Origin of the sequence: Pleomorphovibrio marinus (assembly GCF_003347495.1) — a bacterium.
Classification (GTDB): domain Bacteria; phylum Bacteroidota; class Bacteroidia; order Cytophagales; family Cyclobacteriaceae; genus Pleomorphovibrio; species Pleomorphovibrio marinus.
Genome location: NZ_QCXY01000022.1, coordinates 1 through 3952, shown reverse-complemented (window position 1 = coordinate 3952; position 3952 = coordinate 1). Strand labels below are relative to the sequence as shown.

5 protein-coding genes are annotated in these 3952 nt (G+C 42.0%); 2 read left to right on the top strand and 3 right to left on the bottom strand.

From position 1 onward, the window contains the following. Window positions 1–1529 precede the first annotated feature (1529 nt). Both DB520_RS27130 and DB520_RS26090 read left to right on the top strand, forming a co-directional pair. Window positions 1530–1706 carry a hypothetical protein gene (locus DB520_RS27130; RefSeq protein WP_198675467.1) on the top strand — a complete coding sequence of 59 codons (177 nt, stop codon included), beginning with the start codon at window positions 1530–1532 and terminating at the stop codon, window positions 1704–1706. A gap of 22 nt (window positions 1707–1728) precedes the next feature. Then, window positions 1729–2376, top strand: coding sequence for a hypothetical protein (locus DB520_RS26090; RefSeq protein WP_114752766.1), 648 nt, complete (start codon window positions 1729–1731; stop codon window positions 2374–2376). 286 nt (window positions 2377–2662) lie between these two features. Here the strand turns inward: DB520_RS26090 and DB520_RS27125 are convergent, their stop codons facing one another. The 3 genes from DB520_RS27125 to DB520_RS26075 form a co-directional block, all read right to left on the bottom strand. Beyond that, the gene (locus tag DB520_RS27125; protein ID WP_198675466.1) at window positions 2663–2881 is read right to left on the bottom strand and encodes a hypothetical protein; all 219 of its coding nucleotides are present in this window, start codon (window positions 2879–2881) and stop codon (window positions 2663–2665) included. A 128-nt stretch (window positions 2882–3009) separates the two neighbouring features. Beyond that, window positions 3010–3354 (bottom strand): DUF5615 family PIN-like protein, encoded by a 345-nt coding sequence (locus DB520_RS26080; protein ID WP_114752762.1) that lies wholly within the window; start codon window positions 3352–3354, stop codon window positions 3010–3012. After that, a complete protein-coding gene (locus tag DB520_RS26075) occupies window positions 3351–3572 on the bottom strand; it encodes a DUF433 domain-containing protein (protein WP_114752760.1) in 222 nt (73 codons plus the stop codon). The genes DB520_RS26080 and DB520_RS26075 overlap by 4 nt, the downstream gene beginning before the upstream one ends. Window positions 3573–3952 lie beyond the last annotated feature (380 nt).

Here is a 3952-nt window from a genome sequence, read left to right as displayed (position 1 = left end):
GTAAAAATCTCCTTAGGGACTTTTTCTTGACGTTCTGTCCCCGTTGTTTTATCACAACCCACGGCTCATTGAAAAACTGTTTTATCAAGTCGAGATACTTCCTGCAGGTCCAAGAAATCCGGGCGGTGCGGTGGCAAAGGCACTTTGACGAGGGATTTGGTTGAAATTTACTCGCTTTCCGAGATCACGTAAAATCCCGAGGAGTTTGCCTATGCGCGGGCCGCGAACGGATTTGAAGATGCTCAGCGGCGGGGTTTTTTGGTTCTTTTTTGACCACTGACTACGTCAGGGCAGGCCTGCAGCAAAAAAAGTAACAAGGCTAAAAAGTGCTATAACAGCCAAAACCTGAATACTAGGTTTAACCCTGCTAAATCCGGACTAGTATTCTTTAACCAGAAATTCAATACCCCGAAAAAACAATCCCACCAACCTCCTGCAAAACCATCCCCAAAAGCACCAAAGATTCCGAACTCGGCCAAGACAACCGAAATAAATTATTCGGATTAACGCAGCTTAGCGTCACCTTTGCTTGCTAGATCATACCTTTCTTCTTTCCTTTACCTTTTGTTCTTTTTGTCTTGACACAAAAAGAACCAAAAAAGTCAAGCCGGACATAAACGGGAGTTTATGGGCCGGGATGTGGGAGGGAACTTCCCCCCACGAGGCCAGAATCCTCAAACCTCCCCTACAGCCTGGCCCAGAACTAAAAATGTCCTAAGGGACATTTTCTTAACGTTCTGTCCCCCATCGTTTTCTGGCAGGCCACCGCTCATCTAAGAATCTGTTTTATCAAGTTGCGATACTTCCATTTCTTCCGCCTTGCAGATTTTGGCGTGAAGAAATCCGGGCGGTGCGGTGGCAAAGGCACTTTGACGAGGGATTTGGTTGAAATTTACTCGCTTTCCGAGATCACGTAAAATCCCGAGGAGTTGGCCTATGCACCACAGGCGCACAGGTGTGCGGGGTGCGCACGGATTTGAAGATGCTCAGCGGCGGGGTTTTTCCCCGTAAAAACGGGACAAGCCGCTGACGATGTCAGGGCAGGTTGGTTACTTTTTTGATCCCGATACGCTACGCTGTTCGGTTCGGGCTCTGCAGCAAAAAAGTAACAAAGTCAACCTAAGCCAATCAGCTTAAGAATTTAGCAATCACGCTATAACCAAGCAAAAAAATCAATATCCCACCATAACCATTCCAATAACCTCATGAAATACCTTCCCCTAAAGCCTCCGAAGCCGGCCAAGGCATGCGAAACGAATAATCCGGATGGATAAGGTAGGCGAAATTACAGGGCGCGGGAACAACTTCGATTCCCTGCGCTTCGAAAAGGCACTTCGCACGGCGCATATGCATCGCCGACACCACCTAGATTACCTGGGTATTTTAACTGACTTGAACTTTTGATGAAGGTGGAGTTTCAGAATAATAATGCGTATGAAATGGTAAAGAATATTAAACAAAAAAAACTAAATAGTTGAACTTGGATATCTAAAATTCGATTATATTTATGGGAGTAAAGGTAAAGTAAAATGAACGACAGGGATTTTGCCAAATTAATGGAAATTGCCAAAAAGCGGATTGAGGCTGTAAAAACCATGACCAAAAAAGAGGCCATTGCATCCTTGAACCGTGCTGGTATAGTTACAAAAAAGGGGGAATATACTAGAAACTACAAAGAGCTGAAAGCGTATTCTAAAGGTAAATAGAAAAAATTCAAATCATTTTTTAATGTACGATGTAAGGCATAATTTTATAACTGGTTTCCACGGGTGCGAAGAATCCACCAGAGACAAGCTTATAAGTAGGCCAAATGACTTGGTCTATTCCAAAAAACCTTTTGATTGGCTGGGGCATGGCATGTATTTTTGGGAAAACAATTACACCAGAGCTCAGATTTGGGCCGATGAAAAGAAGGTCGTAGGCAAAATAAAAAAGCCTTCTGTTCTTGGAGCTGTAATCCATTTAGGATATTGCTGTGATTTTTTGGATTCCAAATATATACGATTAATTCAAAATCACTATACTTCTTTTAAAGACCTAAATGATATTCTTGGAGACGAACTTCCAAAAAACCGAGATGTGAAAAATGACCCAAATGGAGATATGCTACTTAGAGAATTAGATTGTGCTGTGATTGAATACATGCATCAATCAATACTTGAAACGTGGATAAAAGAAATAAATGATTTTGGGAGCAGTTCAACCAGAAATTTCGATACAACAAGAGGCGTTTTTACAGAGGGAGGGCCAGCTTTTGAGGGTGCTGGGATTTTTGAAAAAAGTCATATTCAGGTCTGTGTTCGAAACCCGAATTGCATCAAAGGGTTTTTCATTCCTAGAGAAGAAATTGTATTCCCAGTTGAAAGTTTAATTTGAATTCCGCGACTAGGAGTAGTTTGCACAACCTTTCCCCATAAAAAGGATTTCGTAATTTTTAATTCCCAACCCATCATTCCTCACCCATCAATAGCTAACTATCCAATATCTATCAAAATCTTTTTTCATCTTTCGGCCGTAGGCCATACCCTGAACCGCTACGCTATACAGGGTCTCCGCTTCGCTCCGATTTCCACCATATTTCTACCCTATTTCAAATCGAGAATCGCTTAGATCCTAATATCCAGAAATCCCGAAAAAGTCGGGACATGTTATCCAATATCAATCAATATCCCACCATAACCATCCCCACCACCGAGGGAAATGCCCGCTCCCAGTAGTAGATAATTTGTTTCGGAGGCTCCGTAAAAAAAAGAAAGATCAGCCCGGCACCTACCAAGCTGATCCAATGTCTTTTTCTCCATTCCCGAAAAACTGCTATTCCTAAAAACATCCCCACCCAGAATGCAGGGTTTAATAGCATGCAATGGGCTATAAATCGCATGGAGTTCTTTTAATATCCACAACTATCAATTTCCCTATTTCAGTCGCTAGGCCATCCCAAGCTTGTGTAGGTATCAACCAACTATATGTATTCCGTCATCCGAGAAATGGCAGAACATGTGTCATGGGCTAAGCTAAAGGTTGAACTATTTCAAGAATGCCTAACCCATCGGATTCTAAAAATTCAATTAAAGAAATTTTGTTTTTATGTAAAAGCTTTGTAATTGACCTAGTGGTTAAATTCCCGGTCTTTAACCAGATGATTTTAGGCGGTATGCCCCTAATAATATTTAAATCAACATAATCAGAGTCAAACGTTACTATAGCGAAACCATGCTCTTTTGCATAGTCAAAAATGTGGGAATCCGAGGCATCTTCCAATCCGACATGCCGGACCTGAAAAGAACCCGGAAAATCAGGTTCAATCTGCCTCACTATTTTTGGGGAGATATTCTGATCAAATAAAAGCTTCAAGAGGCGATTTGTAGTTTGTGCTCCTTATCTGCGGCGAAAGCCAAACAGGCATTTATCATATCTTCGCTTATTTCCTCAAAATCCTCCATAATCTCTATTTTGCTCATTCCGTTGGATAGCCAGTTTAGCACATCATAAACCGAGATTCTACTCCCTTTGAGGCAGGGCTTTCCAAATCTCTTGTCCGGCCTAATTTCTATGTAATCCTGATAGTTCATAGTTCAAATATACGCAAATCTACAGTATAACGGATATTTTGTTGGTTTGGAATTTGTCATCCGAGAAAAGGCAGAACCAGACAGATTCGGGTTTTGGCGGGAAAGATAGGGCACCACGTAATTGAGAGACTTAGGGACGGAGGGACTTTAATAATGCCGGAAATAAAATTGACAATTCCCAATAACCCAATATAACTTGGCTCGCAGCCCGTAATTTTTAATTCGTAATTTTTAATTCCCAACCTATCATTCCTCACTCCTCACCCATCACCCCAAAAAAAATCCATCCCCACCACTTCATGCAACACCATCTTCCAAAGCACCAAACCTTCCGACCCCGGCCAAGGCAGCCGAAAAGTATCATCCGGATGAACGAGAAT